This window comes from Klebsiella sp. HMSC09D12, from assembly GCF_001808475.1.
GTDB classification, from domain to species: Bacteria; Pseudomonadota; Gammaproteobacteria; order Enterobacterales; family Enterobacteriaceae; genus Klebsiella; species Klebsiella oxytoca.
Genome location: NZ_KV793399.1, coordinates 1 through 753, shown reverse-complemented (window position 1 = coordinate 753; position 753 = coordinate 1). Strand labels below are relative to the sequence as shown.

Below are 753 nucleotides of genomic sequence, written 5' to 3'. Positions count from 1 at the left end.
CTGCCAACTTACTGATTTAGTGTATGATGGTGTTTTTGAGGTGCTCCAGTGGCTTCTGTTTCTATCAGCTGTCCCTCCTGTTCAGCTACTGACGGGGTGGTGCGTAACGGCAAAAGCACCGCCGGACATCAGCGCTATCTCTGCTCTCACTGCCGTAAAACATGGCAACTGCAGTTCACTTACACCGCTTCTCAACCCGGTACGCACCAGAAAATCATTGATATGGCCATGAATGGCGTTGGATGCCGGGCAACTGCCCGCATTATGGGCGTTGGCCTCAACACGATTTTACGTCACTTAAAAAACTCCGGCCGCAGTCGGTAACCTCGCGCATACAGCCGGGCAGTGACGTCATCGTCTGCGCGGAAATGGACGAACAGTGGGGCTATGTCGGGGCTAAATCGCGCCAGCGCTGGCTGTTTTACGCGTATGACAGGCTCCGGAAGACGGTTGTTGCGCACGTATTCGGTGAACGCACTATGGCGACGCTGGGGCGTCTTATGAGCCTGCTGTCACCCTTTGACGTGGTGATATGGATGACGGATGGCTGGCCGCTGTATGAATCCCGCCTGAAGGGAAAGCTGCACGTAATCAGCAAGCGATATACGCAGCGAATTGAGCGTCATAACCTGAATCTGAGGCAGCACCTGGCACGGCTGGGACGGAAGTCGCTGTCGTTCTCAAAATCGGTGGAGCTGCATGACAAAGTCATCGGGCATTATCTGAACATAAAACACTATCAATAAGTTGGAG

The 753-nt window shown here is 53.5% G+C and carries 1 protein-coding gene; it reads left to right on the top strand.

Features of this window, described 5'->3' with window-relative positions; translation table 11 throughout:
- Positions 1 to 48 precede the first annotated feature (48 nt).
- Positions 49 to 746, top strand: a protein-coding gene (locus HMPREF3178_RS03490; RefSeq protein ID WP_103215986.1) for an IS1-like element IS1A family transposase whose coding sequence is annotated in 2 segments (ribosomal slippage) — positions 49 to 298 and positions 298 to 746 — 699 coding nt in all. Because the reading frame shifts where the segments join, the coding sequence is not laid out codon by codon here.
- Positions 747 to 753: the final 7 nt, after the last annotated feature.